The organism is Sphingopyxis lindanitolerans (genome assembly GCF_002993885.1).
GTDB lineage: Bacteria > Pseudomonadota > Alphaproteobacteria > Sphingomonadales > Sphingomonadaceae > Sphingopyxis > Sphingopyxis lindanitolerans.
Genome location: NZ_PHFW01000004.1, coordinates 42,043 through 59,675 on the forward strand (window position 1 = coordinate 42,043; position 17,633 = coordinate 59,675).

The 17,633-nt window shown below is 65.6% G+C and carries 17 protein-coding genes; 7 read left to right on the forward strand and 10 right to left on the reverse strand.

The features are described 5' to 3' along the window. Nucleotides 1-6: 6 nt before the first annotated feature. Genes CVO77_RS19865 through CVO77_RS19910 form a run of 10 tightly spaced genes read right to left on the reverse strand, consistent with a single transcriptional unit; the run spans nt 7 to nt 9,974 of the window. On the reverse strand, nt 7-1,170 hold the full coding sequence (locus CVO77_RS19865) for a thiolase C-terminal domain-containing protein (RefSeq protein WP_007687812.1): 1,164 nt from the start codon (nt 1,168-1,170) through the stop codon (nt 7-9). Nucleotides 1,171-1,172: 2 nt separating this feature from the next. Then, nucleotides 1,173-1,583: a Zn-ribbon domain-containing OB-fold protein gene (locus tag CVO77_RS19870; RefSeq protein ID WP_015449277.1), complete on the reverse strand. Its 411-nt coding sequence runs from the start codon at nt 1,581-1,583 to the stop codon at nt 1,173-1,175. A gap of 25 nt (nt 1,584-1,608) precedes the next feature. After that, on the reverse strand, nt 1,609-2,523 hold the full coding sequence (locus tag CVO77_RS19875) for an SDR family NAD(P)-dependent oxidoreductase (protein WP_007687816.1): 915 nt from the start codon (nt 2,521-2,523) through the stop codon (nt 1,609-1,611). Between the two features lie 46 nt (nt 2,524-2,569). Continuing rightward, the gene (locus tag CVO77_RS19880) at nt 2,570-3,991 is read right to left on the reverse strand and encodes an aldehyde dehydrogenase family protein (protein WP_007687818.1); all 1,422 of its coding nucleotides are present in this window, start codon (nt 3,989-3,991) and stop codon (nt 2,570-2,572) included. A gap of 34 nt (nt 3,992-4,025) precedes the next feature. Next, a complete protein-coding gene (locus CVO77_RS19885) occupies nt 4,026-6,332 on the reverse strand; it encodes a CaiB/BaiF CoA-transferase family protein (RefSeq protein WP_106000984.1) in 2,307 nt (768 codons plus the stop codon). Between the two features lie 44 nt (nt 6,333-6,376). Beyond that, entirely contained in the window at nt 6,377-6,805 is a 429-nt protein-coding gene (locus CVO77_RS19890; RefSeq protein WP_007687822.1) for a MaoC/PaaZ C-terminal domain-containing protein, read from the reverse strand. 10 nt (nt 6,806-6,815) lie between these two features. Beyond that, nucleotides 6,816-7,322, reverse strand: a complete 507-nt coding sequence (locus CVO77_RS19895) for an FAS1-like dehydratase domain-containing protein (RefSeq protein ID WP_007687824.1) — start codon at nt 7,320-7,322, stop codon at nt 6,816-6,818. Between the two features lie 20 nt (nt 7,323-7,342). Then, nucleotides 7,343-8,575 carry a cytochrome P450 gene (locus CVO77_RS19900; RefSeq protein ID WP_007687826.1) on the reverse strand — a complete coding sequence of 411 codons (1,233 nt, stop codon included), beginning with the start codon at nt 8,573-8,575 and terminating at the stop codon, nt 7,343-7,345. Between the two features lie 43 nt (nt 8,576-8,618). Further along, nucleotides 8,619-9,719 (reverse strand): NAD(P)-dependent alcohol dehydrogenase, encoded by a 1,101-nt coding sequence (locus CVO77_RS19905; protein WP_007687828.1) that lies wholly within the window; start codon nt 9,717-9,719, stop codon nt 8,619-8,621. A gap of 42 nt (nt 9,720-9,761) precedes the next feature. Then, on the reverse strand, nt 9,762-9,974 hold the full coding sequence (locus tag CVO77_RS19910) for a ferredoxin (protein WP_025160874.1): 213 nt from the start codon (nt 9,972-9,974) through the stop codon (nt 9,762-9,764). Nucleotides 9,975-10,383: 409 nt separating this feature from the next. On the opposite strand from CVO77_RS19910, the gene CVO77_RS19915 reads away from it, so the two are divergent. The 7 genes from CVO77_RS19915 to CVO77_RS19945 all read left to right on the forward strand — a co-directional run bounded on the left by CVO77_RS19915 (nt 10,384) and on the right by CVO77_RS19945 (nt 17,355). After that, nucleotides 10,384-11,058 (forward strand): TetR/AcrR family transcriptional regulator, encoded by a 675-nt coding sequence (locus CVO77_RS19915; RefSeq protein WP_242446212.1) that lies wholly within the window; start codon nt 10,384-10,386, stop codon nt 11,056-11,058. Nucleotides 11,059-11,497: 439 nt separating this feature from the next. Then, entirely contained in the window at nt 11,498-12,613 is a 1,116-nt protein-coding gene (locus CVO77_RS19920; RefSeq protein ID WP_007687833.1) for an alkene reductase, read from the forward strand. Between the two features lie 82 nt (nt 12,614-12,695). Beyond that, complete coding sequence (locus tag CVO77_RS19925; protein ID WP_007687835.1) at nt 12,696-12,983, forward strand: DUF1330 domain-containing protein; 288 nt, start codon at nt 12,696-12,698, stop codon at nt 12,981-12,983. A gap of 241 nt (nt 12,984-13,224) precedes the next feature. Further along, a complete protein-coding gene (locus CVO77_RS19930; RefSeq protein WP_013054042.1) occupies nt 13,225-13,617 on the forward strand; it encodes a MarR family winged helix-turn-helix transcriptional regulator in 393 nt (130 codons plus the stop codon). A gap of 371 nt (nt 13,618-13,988) precedes the next feature. Further along, nucleotides 13,989-14,951, forward strand: coding sequence for a glutathione S-transferase family protein (locus CVO77_RS19935; protein WP_007687840.1), 963 nt, complete (start codon nt 13,989-13,991; stop codon nt 14,949-14,951). A 113-nt stretch (nt 14,952-15,064) separates the two neighbouring features. Further along, a complete protein-coding gene (locus CVO77_RS19940) occupies nt 15,065-16,000 on the forward strand; it encodes an MBL fold metallo-hydrolase (protein WP_242446213.1) in 936 nt (311 codons plus the stop codon). A 158-nt stretch (nt 16,001-16,158) separates the two neighbouring features. Continuing rightward, the gene (locus tag CVO77_RS19945) at nt 16,159-17,355 is read left to right on the forward strand and encodes a cation:proton antiporter (protein WP_013054040.1); all 1,197 of its coding nucleotides are present in this window, start codon (nt 16,159-16,161) and stop codon (nt 17,353-17,355) included. Nucleotides 17,356-17,633 lie beyond the last annotated feature (278 nt).

The window sequence follows — 17,633 nt, forward strand, 5'->3', positions numbered from 1 at the left end:
GCCTCCCTAGGGCGCCTGGTTGGACAGGATCAGGGAGGCCGCCGACCAGAAAAGCCCGCCGACCCCCTGGACGAAGCTGAGTTTCATGTCGGGCACCTGCACCACGGCTTCGCCGCGCAACTGGCGCACGGCTTCCTGGATGGCGTACATCCCGTACATGCCGGAATGGGTGTAGGACATACCGCCGCCATTTGTGTTGATCGGCAGGCGGCCGCCCGGCCGCGTGTGCCCTTCGGCATGGAAGGCGCCGGATTCGCCGAAACCGACGAAGCCCGTATCCTCCAGCATGTAGAGCGGCAGGTGCGCGAACGCGTCGTAGAACATGGCATGGTCGATGTCGGCATGGGTGACGCCGGCCGTTTCGAACGCCTCCGCGCTGGCCCTGCGGAAGGAGCCGAAGGAGGTGAGGTCGTCCATCTGCGACACCAGCACGCTCTCGCAGGATTCCCCGGACCCCATCAGATAGACGGCGCGCTTCGCGCTCGGCAGGTCGCGCGCCCGCTCCGCGCTGACGAGGACGAGCGCACCGCCGCCGTCGGTCACGACGCAGCACATGTCGCGGGTGAAGGGATAGGCCACGCGCGGTCCTGCCAGAACATCCTCGACCGTCACCGGCGTCCGGCGCTGGGCGCGTTCGTTGGGGATCGCCCATTCGCGCTGCGCCACCACCACTTCGGCCAGGTCGCGCTGCCCCATGCCCCGCGCCTCCAGGAAGGCCAGCGCGGGCAGGGTGAACAGGGAATAGGGGGCGATGGCGCCATAGGGCTGCTCGAACTGCCCGTCCGGCCCCCTGGGGTTCATCGAATAGTTGGGCATGCCCACCCACGACCGGCCGGATTCGCCATGGGTGATCAGCACGACGCTCGCCTGACCCGTGGCGATCGCGGCGGCGGCGTGGCGGACATGGGCCATGAAGCTGCATCCGCCGATGGTCGTGCCGTCCATCCAGCGCGGGCGGATGCCCAGCATGGCGGCGACTTCGATGACCTGCGTCTCCGCCGTGGCGATGCCGTCCACGTCGGCGGGCGTCAGCCCGGCATCCTTCAGCGCCCGCCGGGCGGCGTCGGCATGCAACTGGATCATCGACATATCGGGAACGACGCCGACGCGTTCCGTCTCCGACGCGCCGACGATGGCGATATTGCCGCCATTGGGGGAAGATAGGGGCATGCTCATATCCTGACGGGCTTGAAGACGGGCAGGAACTGGTCGCCGCGCGGTTCGAACGCGACCTGCAATTCCATCCCCAGCGGCAGATTGTCCGGTTCCGGTTCGACCCCGACGATATTGGTGCAGAGGCGCGGGCCTTCCTCCAGCGTCACCAGCGCGATGATCTGCGGGTCCTTGCTCTCGAATTCCGGCGAAGGGCGATAGTTGATGATGTAGGAGGCCAGCCGCGCCCGCCCCGACACCGGCTTCCATTCGACCTCGTCCGAATTGCATTTCGGGCAGAAGGGACGCGGATAGAAATAGAAGCTTTCGCAACGGACGCAGCGCTGGATGCGCAACTCTCCTTCGGCCGCGCCCTGCCAGAAGGGCGCGGTTTCCGGGGTAGGTTCGGGAATGGGCCCGATCGACATCATGAATCTCCGTCAGTCATGGCCCGGTTCACATCTGCGAATCGAAATAGATGCTGGGCGCCAGCCCGTCCGCGAGCGGGCGGAACTCCCTTTCCACCGTGGCGGCGAAGGTCGCTGCATCCAGATCGGCCATGCCGTTCAGGGTCTTGATCATCTCCGGCACATTGTAGAGCATCAGCTCGCCCCCCGCCGCGCCGATGGTCCGCCCGGACATCCAGCCCGATTGCTTCGAACCCAGGAACACCGCGATGGGCGCGACGCGGTCGGGCGTATAGGGGTCGTCCGCCCGCGCCGGGCCGTCCACATTCTTGTCTTCGGGCGCGGTTTCGGTGAGCCGCGTCGTCGCGCCCGGCGCGATGGCGTTGACCGTGACGCCGTAACGGGCAAGGCCGTTCGCCAGCGACATGGTCAGGCCGACGACGCCCATCTTGGCGGCGGCGTAATTGGGCTGGCCGGGCGACCCGTGCAGGCCCGAAGCGGAGGTGAAGTTGACGATCCGGAAATCGCCCTGCGGATTGCGCAGCGAACGCCAATAGGCGGCGGCGGGCTTGATGGTCGAATAATGCCCCTTCAGGTGGACGCGGATGACCGCATCCCAATCCTTCTCGTCCAGGTTGAAGATCATCCGGTCGCGCAATATGCCCGCCACATTGACGACGATGTCCAGCCCGCCGAACTTCTCTATGGCCAGGCCGACCAGCCGTTCGCCGGTCGCGACGTCGGCGATGTCGCCGCCGTCGGCAATGGCCTGCCCCCCGGCGGCGATGATGTCGCTGGCGACGGCGGCGGCCGGTCCCAGGTCGCTGCCTTCGCCCGTCGTGTCGCCGCCCAGGTCGTTGATGACGACCTTCGCGCCCTCCGCCGCGTAGCGCCGCGCTATCGCCGCCCCGATGCCGCGCCCGGCCCCGGTGATGATGGCGACCCGTCCTTCCAATGCACCCATGACATATCCTCGACTTGTTGCTTGTGGTTTCGTTGTTCCGCTTTCCTCAGGCCGCCGCCCGCCTGGGGGGCGCGTAGAGAAGCTGGATGTCGGTGAAGCCGTGCAGGCCCCATGGTCCGTTTTCGACGCCGATGCCGCTCGACTTCAGCCCGCCGAAGGGCAGATGGGGTTGCAGGCCCATGGCATGGCCGTTGACCTGCACCTGCCCCGCCTCGATCCCCAGCCCGACATTGGCGGCGCGGATCGGGTCGGACGACCAGACCGACGCGGTCAGGCCGAACGGACCCGCATTGGCGCGGGCGACCGCATCGTCGACATCGCTGTAGGACAGGATCGGCAGCGCCGGGCCGAACTGCTCCTCGCTCACGATCCGCGCCCTTTCGTCCAGATCGGCGAGGATGGTCGGCTGGAAGAAGAAGCCGGGCCGGTCCATCGGCGCGCCGCCCGCCGCCACCCGCGCTCCCATGCCGATGGCTTCCGCGACCAGTTCCTTCACGCGCTCGAACTGCGGCCGGTTGCAGAGCGGCCCCAGCAGCGCGCCTTCCTCGTTCCAGGCGCCGACCGCCACGGAACGGGCGCGCTCCGCCAGCGCCTCGACCAGTTCGTCATGGCGGCTTTCATGGACATAGATGCGCTTGATCGCGACGCAGACCTGCCCATTATTGGCGAAGGCGCCCCAGAACAGCTCGTCCGCGATGGCGGATATGTCGGCATCGTCCAATATCACCGCCGGATCGTTGCCGCCCAGTTCCAGCGTCACCCGCTTCAGGTCGTTGGCCCCCGACGCCATCACCTTCCTGCCGGTCGCGGTCGACCCGGTGAAGGTCAGCTTGCGCGGTATGGCATGGGCGGTCATCGCCGCGCCCAGCGGGTCCGGGCCGGAAATGACGTTCAGCACGCCGGGCGGCAGGACCGATTGCAGCGCCTGCCCGACCGCCAGCGTCGAAAGCGGCGTATAGGGCGATGGCTTCAGCACCAGCGTGTTCCCGGCGCGCAGGGCGGGCGCGATCTTCCAGAAGGCGAGGGCGATGGGATAATTCCACGGCGTAATGCCCGCCACCACGCCCAGCGGCCTGCGGACGATTTCCGCATAGGCCGCCGCATCGTCCTGCACCACCTCCCGCGGCAGTTCGAGATCGGCATAATAGCGGAGCCATTCCGCCGACGCCTCAAACTCTATGCCGGTGTCCGCCAGCGGCTTGCCCTGTTCCTGGGCCAGTGTCGGTCCCAGATCGGCGGCCATCTCCATCACCAGCCCGGCGGCCTCCTTCAGCGCCCTGCGGCGCAACCCCTCGTCGCGGCTCCACGAAGCGAAGGCGTCCTGCGCGGTCGCCATCGCCTCCTCCAACTGTTCGGGGCTGGCGGCAGGGGCCTCGGCAAAGGCTTCGCCCGTCGATGGATCGATCACCGGGAAGGTGGCCCCTGTCCCGACGGATCGACCGTTGATGGTCATTGCGATGGCGTTCACGGCTGTTTTTTTCCTTATGCTTGCGATCCGGGGCTCAACGATAGGCGTGCGGCAATATCTGCGGCATGGGTCCGCCGACCGCGACGGCGCGGCGTTCGATCAACTGGTCGATGGTCGCAGGATCGATCCCCGCATCCTCCAATATCCGGACGCTGTGCTCGCCGATCCCCGGCGGCTTCAGCACGCCGCGCCATTCGGTCCTGCTGAAGGATGCGATGCGGCCCGGCGTGGCGATGAAGCCGCCATTGTCGGAAGGATAGACATGGGCGAAGCCAGCCTCGCACAGCCGGGGATCGCGCAGCACCTCCGTCACCTTCCTGACGGATGCCGACGGCACGCCCGCCCGGTTGAGGCGGCGCGTCGCCTCCTCGCGGCTGAGATCGATGATGGCGGCCCCGATGGCGGCAATGGCCCCATCCTTGTCCGCCAGCTTTTCCTCAGGAATTTCCAGGGCGCTGGCGATCTTCGCCGGGGCGTCGGGCGCGGCGATCCGGACCCAGCCGTCCGCCGCCCGATACATGCGGTCGAACGCGCCGTCCCCCTGGAAGTCGACGCCGCCGACGATGGCGGGCGGGCGGCCTTCGAACCGGATGATCTCCGCCGACTGGAGGTAGGTTGCGGTGCCCAGCAGCGTGTCCCATGTCCGCTGGCCTTCCCCGGTGCGCAGCCGGTGGAACAGGGCAAGCGCGATGGTGAGCGAGGACATGGAGGCCGTGCTGATGTCGCAGACGGATATGGTGTTGACGATGGGTTCGCCGTCGCCGCCCTCCGCCGCCATCATCCCGGCCATGCCCTGCAACACCATGTCCACGCCGCCGCGCCCGCCCAGCGGGCCGGTCTGGCCGAAGGCGGAAAGCGACATGGTGACGATGCCGGGGTTGATCGCCTTAAGGGAATCATAGTCGATGCCCAGGCTTTTCGTCACGCCGGGCCTCAGGCCGTCGATGAAGACGTCCGCGCCCTCGATGATCTTGTGGAAGGCCCGGATGCTGTCGGGATGTTTCAGGTCGATGGCGATGCTGCGCATGCCCCGGTTCGCGCCATAGGCGGGCTTGCGGAAGGGGTCGCCCTCTCGCGGTTCCACCTTGATCACGTCCGCGCCCAGCGCCGAAAGCAGGCATCCGGCATAGGGGCTGGCGAGGAACGGCCCGCTGTTGACGACCCTGATGCCCGACAGCGGGCCGGATCGCACGAGCGGGCGCGCATCGGCGGCCGGACGGGGCTGCGCGGGCCATGGCGCGACCTTGCCGCTATGCTCGCCAAGGGCAGGGGCGGGGCCGCGAACGGCGCCCGGCGTCGCGGTCAGGTTGATCGGGACGCCCGGCATGACGACAGGACCACGGTCGGGATCGTCAACCTCCACCCGCATGCCCATGGCGGCGACCTGGGGATGGTCCAGCCACCCCTCGCGCCCGTCGATCGGTCCGGAGGGGATGCCGACGGCGTCGAGGCGGTCCAGCCAATATTGGCGGGGCTGCTTCAGCACCGCTTCCTCGACCGCCTTCTGCACCCAGCCGATATTCTCCGGCGCGACCATGTTCGCCAGGCTGCCGCCCAGCCGCTCATCCTCGACAATCGAACCTAGCCCGATCACCTCCATGAACATCGCCTCGAACCGGGGACCGAGCGCGCCGCTGGTGAACCATTTGCCGTCGCCCGCGATCATCCGGGAATAGGTCGGATGGCGGCCCGCGCCCCCCACGGCGGTGCTGGGGTCCGGCGCGTTGGGATCGACCACCAGCGATATCATGGTAAGCTGCTGAAGCGCGTTGATGCCGGACACGGTGACGCGCTGCCCGAAACCCGAACCCTCGCGCTCGATCAAGGCCGCCACCGCGCAGACCGACGCCCACAGGCCATGCGCATAGAGCAAAGTCTGATAGACGGACTCGACCGGCTCCCCCGATACGGAGGACTGGCGGGCGAACTGGCCGCCATAGGCCCCCAGCAGCGCGGCGGATTCGACCCCGCCCGCCCAGGGGACATGGCCGGGCAGATAGACGGGCATCTCCAGCAGGATCAGCCGGGGATGGCTGGCCAGCAGTTCGTCGCCGTCCAGCCCGAAGGCCGCCAGTTCCTCGCCGTCCCTGGTGATCAGCATGTCGGCCCCGCCGATCCGGTTCCGCAGCCGTGCGCGCCCCTCGGCCGATCCGGGATCGATCACCACGCTGCGCTTGCCGCGATTCCACATCGGAAAGCCGGGACGGCCGCGTTCCGGGTCGCCGTCCGGCGTCTCGACCTTCACCACGTCGGCGCCGAAGTCGGCGCAGAACATGCCGACTATGGGGCCGGCGACGCCGGTCGCGAGTTCGATCACCCGAATATCGCCAAGAGCATCCATTGGTCGTCAAAGCTCCCGAAAAATTATCGTTCTTGCGGCCATGGTCAGGCGCGGGACGGAACCGCCACGATGGCGCGCCCCGGCGAAGTGCCCTTGCCGTCCTGATTTTCCACGTCGATCTGAAGGTGGATGAGGGCCGCGCCGTCATCCGCGACGGACTTTTCCACGACCACCGCCCTGGTCGACAATATGTCGTTCTTCTGGTTGATGGCGCGGAACTGCATGGCCAGTTCCCTGATCTCGCTCTCGTCGCCCGCCCAGTCGCGCAGGGCGTTCAGCATATAGGCCCAGCGCAGATTGCCCATGCCGAACGCGCCCGGCTGTCCCGCCGCCTGTCCCGCCTCATCGTCCATATGGACATAGACGAACTCCTCGTTCACCGCGGCGAAGCGGCTCCATTCCATCATGGTCGTCTTGCGGGTGAAGGCCGGAATCTGGTCGCCCACGGCGATGTCTTCGAAGAAAATGGACAAGGCGAAGCTCCTAATAATGAATGAGGGTCATGACGCGGGACTTCACCCATTCGCCGCGCTGGTTCGTCCATTCGGTCTCGTTATAGGTGTAGAGCGTCAGGCCGTTGCGGCCCTCCCGCTCCTCCCAATGGGTCAGGCGGGAACGGCTGGAGATGACGTCGCCCGGCCGCATGCGCGCCCCGAACCTGTCGACCTGGCCGCCGTTCAGGATATTGTCGCCCTTCTTCGTTTCCTGGCCGGGGATCGCGCCCTGAAGCCGCAATTCCTCCTCGGTCAGTTCGCGGGGCAACTGCCAGGCGAAGGGGTTGAAATCCTCCGGCGCGACGATCCCGCCCCAGCGGGTCGTCCGGGCATATTCCTCGTCCCAGAAGAGACGCGGCGGCATCTGCCCCCAATAGGTCGCTATCGCCCAGCGGCGTATGTCGGTGGCCGTGATCGGAAAGCTGGTCTCGAACGAATGCCAGACGCCTTTCGACGCCTCCATCTGCGGCGTGACGAGGGTGGTCGCCTCTTCCATGGTCGGTCCTCCCATCGGTCCTAGAGCGCCACCGGCAGCCGGGCGATGCCGTTGATGCTCGCATGGCTCTTGAACTGGATGTCGGCCGGATCGGTCGCCAGCCGCACGTTCGGAATGCGCCGCAGCAGCGTTTCGAACACGATCTGCAATTCGATGCGGGCCAGCGCCTGACCGATGCACTGGTGCACGCCATAGCCGAAGGCGACATGGTCGCGCGGGCGGCGGCGTATGTCGAACTTCGCCGCATCCGGGAAATGCCCGTCGTCGCGGTTCGCCGCGAAGTTGAGCGGGATGATCCCTTCGCCCGCAGGGATCGTCACCCCGCCAATCTCTATATCCTCCGTCGCGATGCGCAGGATGATGAGGTGCACGACCGTCAGATAGCGCAGCAGTTCCTCTATGGCGTCCGGGATCAGGGCCGGTTCCGCCTGAAGCTGCGCCAGTTGATCCGGATGCTCCAGCAGCGTCAGCATGCCCAGGCCGATCATGTTCGCGGTCGTGTCATGACCCGCGACCAGCAGCAGCCATGCGGTGTTCAGCACGTCCCGCCGCTCGATCTGGCCCTCCCGGCTGGCGCGCACCAGGTCGCCCAATATGTCGTCGCCCGGATCGTCCAGCTTCTCCCGCTCGGCGATCAGCCGGTCGACATAGTCGTTGATGTTCGCATAGGCCTCCGTGGCGCGCTCTATGGCTTCCTCCGTCCCCAGGCTGGCGGCCAGCAGCGCCTCCGTCTCCCGGTTGAAGAAGGGATGGTCCGACGGCGGCACGCCCAGCAGCCAGGCGATCACCGTGGAGGGGACGGGCAGGGCGATCTCCTCCACGAAATCGAACGGCTCCGAACGATCGATGATATGGTCGATATGCTCGTCGACCAGCGCCTGGATGCGCGGCCGCATGACCTCCAGCTTCTTCACGATGAAATGCTTGGAGATGAGCCGCCGGAACAGCGTGTGGCGCGGCGCGTCCATGTTGAGGAAGGTGCTTTCCTCCTCGCTGGGGCGCGGCAACAGTTCGATCTGGGGGAAGCCGGGCAGATTCTGGTTCGAACTGACCCTGGGATCGGCCAGGATGCTCCGGACGTCGTTATAGCGGGTGACGAGCCAGGCCGGCGTGCCGTCGTGCAGGACGACGCGCCGGACCGGCTCGTGCTCGCGCAGCCAGGCATAGGCCGGCGGCGGATCATAAGTGCCGCGCTCCCAGGGGAAGGTGGTTTCGGGAACGGGCTTTTCCTGGATTTGGGTCTCTGTCGTCACTGGCTCGTGCCTTCTTCGTAGTGGGTGTCAGCGGTTCGTCGCGTCATCGGCCCGGCAGCAGGACCGGCTTGATGACCGAACCGGATGCAAGGTCGCGCTCGGCATCGTTGATCTTCTCCAGCGGATATCGGGCGATCAGCCGGTCGAAGGGAAAAAGCCCCTCCGACCAGAGTTCGATCAGTTGCGGGATCAGCAATTGGGGCACCGAATTGCCCTCGATGATGAAGGAAATTTGCTGCCCCTTCATCAGCGCCTCCTGCGGCAGGTCCAGCGGCGCGCCGCCGCCGCCCACCAGCCCCAGCTTCCCCCGCGCGCGCAGGGCCGCCAGGGCGCCGGCGATGACGGCGGGCGCGGCGGTCGTGTCCAGCGCATGGGTCGCGCCGCCCCCGGTGATGGACATGATCTGCTCGACCAGTTCGGGATCGCGGCCGGAGATGCGATGCGTCGCCCCCAGTTCCTGCGCGAGTTGCAGGCGGTTTTCGTGCAGGTCGACCGCGATCACCTTCCGCGCCCCGGCGATGCGCGCCGCCATGATCGCCGCCATGCCGACCGCGCCTGTCCCGAATATGACGACGCTGCTGTCGAAACGGACCTGCAGGGCGTTGAGGACAGCGCCCGCCCCGGTCTGGATGCCGCAGCCCAGCGGCCCCAGCAATTCTATGGGCAGGTCCGGCGACACCTTGACCGCATTGCGCTCGGTCGCCAGCGAATGGGTGGCGAAGGACGACTGGCCGAACCAGCGCGTCTGCAATTCGACCCCGTCCGAATCCCGGCCCGACCGATGCGATCCGGGCCGCAGCCCCAGTTCGTTCCGCTCGCTGAATTCGGAGCAGAAGGATGGCGTGCCGCCATGGCAATTGTCGCACCAGCCGCATGAATCATAGGTCAGGACCACATGGTCCCCGACGGCGAAGCGCGTGACGGAGGGGCCGACCGCCTCGACGATGCCGGATCCTTCATGGCCCAGCACGGCGGGCAGGGGCGCCCATTCGGCGGGGATATGCCTGACCACCAGGTCGGTGTGGCACATGCCGACACCGGCGACGCGGACGAGGATCTCGTTCCCGCCGGGTTCGGGCAGGTCCAATGGCTCGATGGCGAAAGGGGCTTGCGCATGGCGCAGGATCGCGGCGCTGGCGTGCATGTCTTCGACACTCCTCCTGGAAGCGGAAAGCGGACCTGGAGGTCAGGCCTTCGGGGTCGCCGAAAGTCGGATCGCCGCCGCCGGGCAGACATTGGCGGAGGATCGGACCGCGGCTACGCTGGCTTCGTCGCCATCGTCCACCGTGTCGCGCAGCAGGAGGACGACGCCATCATCGTCCTGATCGAAAACCCCGGGCGCCAGCATCACGCATTGGCCCGACGAAACGCACCTCTCCGGCAAGGTTTTTACTTGCATCATCCACGCCTTGTTTTTTGTTATTTATGGCCGAATAGAATCGACAATGAACAAGCTAAATCTTCAAATTTTAAAATAAAGAATAATAATTATCACCTATTGTCTCTTCAGTTCCGGAGGATTTGCAAAGTTGGCGCATATGCCCGGCGTGATACGCCCTGTCTTTGGTTATGACCTGTAACTTTCGCCATGGATGTTCGCTGGACGCCGAAGCCAATTTGCCGGTCGGCGCGCCGCGACATCGACAGGGCCATGGCGATCTGATATGCGGTTGAATCCACGCTTGGCCGATGGTCGGCAACAGATCGAACGCGCTTGGAGGACAGCAAACGCCCCAGCGCCGCCGAATGCCGGAACAGGGCCCAAGCGCCATAAGGCCGAGCGCCAAAAGAAAATGTCGGGAGAGGAGATGACCCAGATAAGAGCCTTCCCCATGAGCGAGTCCCCTGTCATCCCGTTGCGGGAGCGTCGCCGGCAGGAAACGATGAACGAGATTCTCGATCTGTCGATCGAGGTCATAAGGCAGCAAGGCGTCGCCGGACTGAATCTCACGACGGTGGCGCGGCTTCTGGGCGTGCAGCCGACCGCGCTGTACAAATATTTCCCGTCCTTGATGGCGGTCTATGACGCGCTCTACCGCCGCGCCGAAAACGATGTCCTGCATGAAGTCGAAAATGCCGTCGCGAGCGCCGAACCAGGCATGGCGGCGATAAGGGACGCGATGCTGGCCGTGGACCGATGGGCGACGGTGAACCCGGAAATGGCCCAGCTGCTCATCGGCCGGCCGATCCCCGGCTATATTCCCGCGCCCGACGCGCTGGACCCCAGCATCCGGATATTGGGCATTTTCCGCCAGTCGCTGGACCAGGCCGTGGCGCGGCGGCAACTGGACGCCGGCGCGGCCGGATCGCGGCATGTGCTGATGCTGGCCGCGCTGCTGACCGGGGCCTCCACCCTTCGGATGCTGCACGCCGAAGAACCGCCCTGCCAGGCGGATATGGAGGGGTTGATTCCCGATCTGGTCAGCATGTTCTTCAGGGCGTTCCCGCCCCAGGACGCGCCCGTCCCCGCCACCGACCTCTGATCCGTCGCATTCCCTTTCCGCCGGGTCCGTCGAGGACCGATAGCCGCCCGCGCAGCGCTGCGGTTCGGCCTGGACAGGACGAGCTATAAGGCGGGGGCGCCGGCCTGCCCGCGCCATTCCCATGCCGTCGGGAGCCGGCGGCGGCAGTCGTCATCCTTGAAAATATTATGGTTGCAATTTTAAACCATAGGCGGCACTATCCGCATGGTTGCAAAATTAAACCGTAACGAGGCGCCGGGCGCGCCTGGTCGAAAGAAGCGGCCATGCCGTCCTGGAGTAGGGTGTCGGATGATCGATTTGCGCGGACAAGCACGTCAGCCATGGCCCGGCCCCTTCGGATCGTCCGCGCCCGGCTCCCTTGCGGAGAGAGCCGAACGACAGGGATGAAGTCCCGCGACCCTCGCCCCCTTTCCTCAGCCAGCATTGCCAGGAGTTGCCAATGACCCAATCCGCCTTGTTCCAGCCGCTCAGGATCGGTCGGCTCGAACTGTCCCACCGCGTGGTGATGGCTCCGCTGACGCGGATGCGCGCCGGTCCGGGCATGGTGCCGCGCGACATCGCCGTCGAATATTATCGCCAGCGGGCGACGCCGGGCGGCCTCATCGTCGCGGAAGCATCCCAGGTGATGCCGACCGGCCAGGGCTATCCGCAAACCCCCGGCATCCATACGGCGGAACAGATCGCCGGCTGGAAAAGGGTCACCGACGCGGTGCATGAAGCGGGTGGCCACATCTTCCTCCAGCTCTGGCATGTGGGGCGCATTTCCCATTCATCCTACCATGGCGAAACGCCGGTCGCGCCGTCCGCCGTCGCCGCCGCGGGCGATCATTTCACCGCGAGCTGGAAGCTGGAGCCGTTCCAGACGCCCCGCGCCCTTGAGCTTGAGGACATCGCCGCGATCGTCGAGGCCTATCGCACCGGCGCCCGCAACGCGCTCGCCGCAGGATTCGACGGGGTCGAGATCCATGGCGCGAACGGCTATCTGATCGAGCAGTTCCTCCAGTCCCGCTCCAACAGGCGGCAGGATATTTACGGCGGATCGATCGCGAACCGCACCCGCTTCCTGCTCGACGTCACGCGCGCCGTGGTGGAGGAGGCGGGGGCCGACCGCGTCGCCGTGCGCCTGTCGCCCTTCGGCACCACCAACGATTCCGGCGAGGACGATCCGCTGCCGCTGTACCGGCATGCGATCGCCGCGCTTTCCGGCTTCCAACTGGCCTATCTGCACCTGATCGAACCGCGGATAGCCGGGACCGGCAAGGCGGACGTCCTCAATGATAGCGCGCCCTCCGCCGCTGAACTCTTCCGCGACTCCTGGCCCGGCGTCCTGATCGCCGCCGGCGGTTATGAGGGGGCTTCCGCCCAGGAGGAAGTGGGCAAGGGGCTGGCGGACGCGATCGCCTTTGGGCGTCCGTTCATCGCCAATCCCGACCTGGTCGAACGAATCCGCCTGGGCGCTCCGCTCAACCCCTGGGACCGTCCGACCTTCTACGGCGGCGATGCCAAGGGCTATACCGATTATCCGACGCTGGAAACGCTGAACGCAGCGGCCTGAACGAAGGTCGGACCGGGCCGCCTTCGCCCGCGGAAGGCGGCCCCCTTGAAGAGACGTCAGAGAATTCGGGAAGGATGCAGGAATGGCGGTCTACACAGTGGCTCAGGTCAAGATCAACGACGGCGAGAGATATGAGAAATATCGGGAGCGCTTCGGCGCGGTGCTCCAGCAATATGATGGCCGGCTCGTCGCCGCCGACGACAATCCGGTCGTCCAGGAAGGCCAATGGTCTTATGAGAAGATCGTGATCCTGGAATTCGCCGATCTGGACGCCTTCAACGCGTTCGCCGACAGCGAAAGCTATCGCGAGATCGCGGCCCATCGCCATGCCGGGGCGGACAGCCTTATCCTCGTCGCGAAAGGACGCTGAACCGGCGCGCAGGCGCTCCATCCGGGGGAAAACGCCGGCGGAATCCCTATTGCGACCCCCGGCCGGCACCGTACGGCCGGCTTCCCCGGCGCGGCAATGCGCCTGGGGGGTCGACAGGCGTGCGCCATAAGTGTATGCTCACACAATGAGCGCGCTACGACCCATCGCCTTCCTGGAGGAAGTCAGGAACACGCCCCACATCTGCCTCGCGGAAGGTCTGCGGGCGGCCAATCGCGCCGTCATGAAGCATTATGTCGACAGCATGGCGGGATCGCCGGTCAATCCGGTGCAGATGTCGCTGCTCATGCGCGTCTATTATCTGCGCAACGCGACCATGCAGACGCTTGCCCAGCATATGGAGACCGATCGCACCACGACGACGCGCAACGTCGATGTGCTGGTGCGGGACGGATTCCTGGAGATCGGGGAGGGCAAGGACAGGCGCCAGCGGCTGGTGCGCTTGACGGAGCGCGGGCATGAGGCGCTGGAGGTGTCGATCCCCAAATGGCGCAAGGCCCAGGATGAGCTGAAAAATGCGCTGGGCGACGAATTGTGGAACAATATCCTGCGCGAAGCCCGGACGTTGATCGAGCTTGGCGGCATCGCCTGCGATCGCACTGCCCAAGCGGCCTGAGGCATTCCCGACCGATCGGGCCGACATGGCCACCGCGCATGCGTTCGGGCGGCGCCGCAATGCCGCGGCCTGTCTACATCCAGAAAATGGATAAGGGGTTTTCATAATCCGCGCTTGAAAGCGGGGGCGCCACATCCTTTGTGGTTCCGCATAATATGCGCGTGGAGAGAGAGAGAATGGCCTCATCGTCCGTCCTGCCGGAATCCTGTGGCCCTGTCGTCCTTCCTCGTTCTGACGGATTTCGATCCCATGACGCGCCGGCGCAGCATCCCGGATGCGCGGGATGAGCGCCGTCTCTCGCCGATCATGCGCGAACCTGCCCGGCATCATGCGAAGCGGATCGGCCGGGCCGAAGATGGAGATACCGATATATGGGCCTGTTGGTTGACGGCGTCTGGCGCGACGCCTGGTATGACACGAAATCGAGCGGCGGCAGATTCGTGCGCAAGGAATCGCAATATCGCGACGGGCTGGACGGCCGTTTCCAGGCCGAGCCGGGCCGCTATCATATCTATGCCGGCTTCGCCTGTCCCTGGGCGCACCGCGTCCTCATCATGCGCGCGCTCAAGGGGCTGGAGGGGTTGATCTCCGTCTCCATGGTCAATGCGTTCATGGGCGAGAAGGGCTGGACGTTCCTGCCGGGCGAGGGCGTCGTGCCGGACAGCGTCAACGGCGCGCAATATCTCTATCAGGTCTATCTGGCGGGCGATCCGACCTATACCGGCCGCGTGACCATCCCGATCCTGTGGGACAAGTTCGAGAAGAGGATCGTCAACAATGAATCGTCGGAGATCATCCGGATCCTGAACTCGGCGTTCGATCATGTGGGGGCGCTTCCCGGCGATTATTATCCGCAGGAATTGCGCGCCGAAATCGACGCGATCAACGCGCGCGTCTACGAAACGCTCAACAACGGCGTGTACCGTTCGGGTTTCGCGACGACGCAGGAAGCCTATGAGGAGGCGGTCCATCCGCTGTTCGAAACGCTCGACTGGCTGGAGGAGCATCTGACGGGCAGGGAATGGCTTGTCGGAGACAGGCTGACGGAAGCGGACATCCGCCTGTTCACCACGCTGGTCCGCTTCGATGCGATCTACCACGGGCATTTCAAATGCAATCTGCGCCGCATCGCCGACTATCCCAATCTTTCGCGGCTGACCTGGAAGCTGGCGTCCCATGAGCGCGTGGCGCCGACCATCGATCTGCGCCATGCCAAGGCGCATTATTACCGCAGCCACACCAGCGTTAATCCCACGGGCATCGTGCCCGTCGGCCCGGCCGAACCATTGGGGCCGGGCCATTCGCTGACCGGAATCCAGCCTCTTCCGGCTTGATCCTGCCGGTCCGCCCAAGGCAGCGGCCCGGCCGCAAAAGCGCCAATAGTCGAACAGGGGTCGTCCCGATGAAGCATCTGCTCCCAATATTGATATTCGCACTAGCCGGAACCGTGGCTGCGCGGGCGGAAACGCCGCCTGCGCAGCCGCCGCGCCTCATCCTGCTGGGCACGGCCGGCGGGCCGATAGCGCGGCTGGAACGCTCCCAGCCCGCCAATGCGATCGTCGTCGGCGGGCAAACCTATCTCATCGATGCGGGCGACGGCCTTTTGAGGCAGATGGCGGCCAGCAAGCTGGGGCTGGGGTCGGTCAAGGCCCTGTTCCTAACCCACCATCATATCGATCACGTCGCCGATGTTCCCGTGCTGATGATCGACCGCTGGCTTCTCGCCAACGCGCCTCCGCTGGAGATATACGGACCGCCGGGATCGGCGCAGCTCGTCGCCGGGACGCTCGCCGCCTTTCGGCCGGTGGAGCTGGCCCCGGTGACGGTCGGCGGCCCGGTCAAGCCGCCCCTCGCCGGATCGGCGGTCGGCCATGACCTGCCGCTTGACCTCAATGAACCGCGGCTGGTCTACAAGGACGATCGGGTGCGGGTGTTCGCCATCGGCGTCGATCACTATCATTATCCGGCCGGATCGATCGAGGCGCGGTCGTCCCGTTCCTATGCCTATCGCGTGGAGGCGGGAGGCAAGGTCTATGTCTTCAGCGGCGACACCGGACCGTCCGAACGCCTGAAGATCCTGGCGAAGGATGCCGATTATCTTGTCTGCGAGGTGATCGACATTGCCCGCATGGAAAAATTGCTGCGAAGCTATCCGGGCTTCTCCGCCGATCAGATTCCGCCGCTGATGGAACATATGCGCGAAGACCACCTGACCGGGGAGCAGATCGGCGAAATCGCCGCCGCCGCGGGCGTCAAGAAGGTCATCCTCACGCATTTCGCGCCTGGCAATGACGGGGAAACCGATGTCGAATCCTATGCCGCGGGAATATCCCGGCATTTCCACGGCGAAGTCGCCCATGGCCGCGACCTGGACCAATATTGAGGAGCGGACAGTAACGGCCGGATTCGCCGACCCGACATAATCCGAATAATGATTATTCATCCTGAGAGATACTCGACGGGATTGGGAGCCAGTAGGGGAATTTCCCCATATTCACTGTTGAGCGGTGTCGACATCGCGATCTGAAAGCAGGCGGGCGAGTGATCATTTCCGTAATAGCCTTGGCATGTGCCGGCAGCGCGATAGCTGCCATCCTCGCCCGATGGATGCCCAGGGCATTGTTGCCGGCCCTGGTGCTGGAAATCGCCTTCGGCATCCTGATCGGTCCCAACGGCATGGCGCTGCTGGCGCCGGGACCGGCCATGGAAATGCTCGCCAAGCTGGGATTCGGCGTGCTGATGCTGATCGCCGGACTGGAAATCGATCTCGGCATGCTGCTCGCGCGCGGGCAGAAGGCGAAGCAGGCGAGTCCGCTCATGCTCGCGGTGATGATGTCGCTGATGACCGTGGTCATGGCCGCGTTCGGCGCCTGGCTGTTGCTCGACTCCTCGACGCCGCTGCTGCATCTGGCGATCTATGCCGTGATCCTGTCGACGACGTCGGTCGGGATCGTCGTGCCGACCATACAGGAACGACGCCTGGCCGACGGCGCCTATGGCCAGACCATCCTCTCCACCGCGTTGCTCGCGGATTTTTTCACGATGATCGCCATCTCGTCCCTGGCCGGCATCGTCGTCAGCGGCCGCGCCGAGGGCGCATTGGGCAGCCTGGCGCTCGTCGGCATCGCCGGGCTGGCGATCTGGCTGCTGCCCAAGCTGCTGGCGCGGGTGCCGGCCGCGCAGTTGGACAGCCGGACCAGCCTGCCGTTGGTCAGGCTCAGCCTGGCGCTGCTGTTCATGGTCGCCTGGCTCGCGGAGCGGCTGGAATCCGAACTGGTGCTGGCGGCCTTCCTCGCCGGATTGCTGCTGGGGCAGATCATCCCCCGCAACAGCCATCGGCGCGAGACGCTGGAAGCGATCGGCTACGGCTTCATCGTTCCCTTCTTCTTCATCAATGTCGGCCTGAAATTCGACATTCCCGCCCTCTTCGCCTCGCCCAAGGCCTTGCTGCTGGTGCCGGGCTTCGTGGCGGTCGCCTTCGCCAACAAGATCATTCCCGCATTGCTGCTGGTTCCGGCGCATGGTCGGAAGATGGCCGTCGCGGCCGGCCTGCTGCTGAGCGCCCGCCTCAGCCTGATCGTCGCCGCGTCCGACATTGCGACGCGGATCGGCGTGCTCGATACGGCGACCAATGCGGCCATGGTGCTGGTTGCCATCATCAGCGCAGCCCTGGCGCCCCTTCTGTTCAACATATTGGTCGATCGGAAAGCGCCCATATTGGCGAATGCCGAAGCGTAAGGGGCAGGGGCAAGTGCCCCCCCTATCCCCCCTGCCGGACAGGCGGGCGCCCTGAGACCGGCCCGGCGCGGGTTCGTTCCAGGGGGGCCATCCCATCCATCACCGGAGGGCCGGAGAGCAGTCGCCAAATTTTCGCCGGAGTTGCTGTCCCGTGCGGGCAGATGTTGCCCGGATCAGGCGGCTTATCGGCATCGAAGCCCCTGCGCTTGGGCAACGTCATCCTCCTCTTGGAGCGGTTTCGATTGCTTGGAAATCGCTCCAAAGAACCCCTGCGTTAA

Bases quoted from the DNA above. Each gene is read 5' to 3' on its own strand.
- CVO77_RS19865 (WP_007687812.1), bottom strand. From the start codon at position 1,170: ATGCCCCTATCTTCCCCCAATGGCGGCAATATCGCCATCGTCGGCGCG.
- CVO77_RS19870 (WP_015449277.1), bottom strand. From the start codon at position 1,583: ATGATGTCGATCGGGCCCATTCCCGAACCTACCCCGGAAACCGCGCCC.
- CVO77_RS19875 (WP_007687816.1), bottom strand. From the start codon at position 2,523: ATGGGTGCATTGGAAGGACGGGTCGCCATCATCACCGGGGCCGGGCGC.
- CVO77_RS19885 (WP_106000984.1), bottom strand. From the start codon at position 6,332: ATGGATGCTCTTGGCGATATTCGGGTGATCGAACTCGCGACCGGCGTC.
- CVO77_RS19895 (WP_007687824.1), bottom strand. From the start codon at position 7,322: ATGGAAGAGGCGACCACCCTCGTCACGCCGCAGATGGAGGCGTCGAAA.
- CVO77_RS19905 (WP_007687828.1), bottom strand. From the start codon at position 9,719: ATGCACGCCAGCGCCGCGATCCTGCGCCATGCGCAAGCCCCTTTCGCC.
- CVO77_RS19910 (WP_025160874.1), bottom strand. From the start codon at position 9,974: ATGCAAGTAAAAACCTTGCCGGAGAGGTGCGTTTCGTCGGGCCAATGC.
- CVO77_RS19915 (WP_242446212.1), top strand. From the start codon at position 10,384: ATGACCCAGATAAGAGCCTTCCCCATGAGCGAGTCCCCTGTCATCCCG.
- CVO77_RS19920 (WP_007687833.1), top strand. From the start codon at position 11,498: ATGACCCAATCCGCCTTGTTCCAGCCGCTCAGGATCGGTCGGCTCGAA.
- CVO77_RS19925 (WP_007687835.1), top strand. From the start codon at position 12,696: ATGGCGGTCTACACAGTGGCTCAGGTCAAGATCAACGACGGCGAGAGA.
- CVO77_RS19930 (WP_013054042.1), top strand. From the start codon at position 13,225: ATGAAGCATTATGTCGACAGCATGGCGGGATCGCCGGTCAATCCGGTG.
- CVO77_RS19935 (WP_007687840.1), top strand. From the start codon at position 13,989: ATGGGCCTGTTGGTTGACGGCGTCTGGCGCGACGCCTGGTATGACACG.